The organism is Rhodococcus sp. C3V (genome assembly GCF_029269915.1).
GTDB lineage: Bacteria > Actinomycetota > Actinomycetes > Mycobacteriales > Mycobacteriaceae > Rhodococcus_F > Rhodococcus_F qingshengii.
In genome coordinates this window covers 1-306 of the sequence record NZ_JARJBE010000087.1, presented here as the reverse complement: position 1 = coordinate 306, position 306 = coordinate 1, and the positions used below count along the sequence as shown (strand labels likewise).

The 306-nt window shown below is 61.8% G+C and carries 1 protein-coding gene; it reads right to left on the bottom strand.

The window, feature by feature from the left end:
• The coding region (locus P3G66_RS31905; protein WP_276117899.1) for an FAD binding domain-containing protein at positions 1 to 306 on the bottom strand (306 nt) is incomplete at both ends.

Sequence of the window (306 nt, the reverse complement as noted above, 5' to 3'; positions counted from 1 at the left end):
CGCGCTCTGGTGAATCGCCAGGGAGACGGTAAAATTCGGTGATCGGAATGCGGTGCTCGCCACCCTCGTCTCGGACGACAATGACGGCGTCCAGTGCAGCCAGTGCGACGGCCATGTCCGACGGGTGTACGGCAATACATTGGTCGGAGGCCCCCAGGGTCGCGTGGTAACGCACATAGCCTCCGATGGCAGAGCAACCCGACCCGGGTTCTCTCTTGTTGCACGGAGTTGTCACGTCCTGGAAGTAGACACACCTGGTTGCCTGCATCAGGTTGCCGGCAGTGGTCGCCGCATTGCGTAACTGCC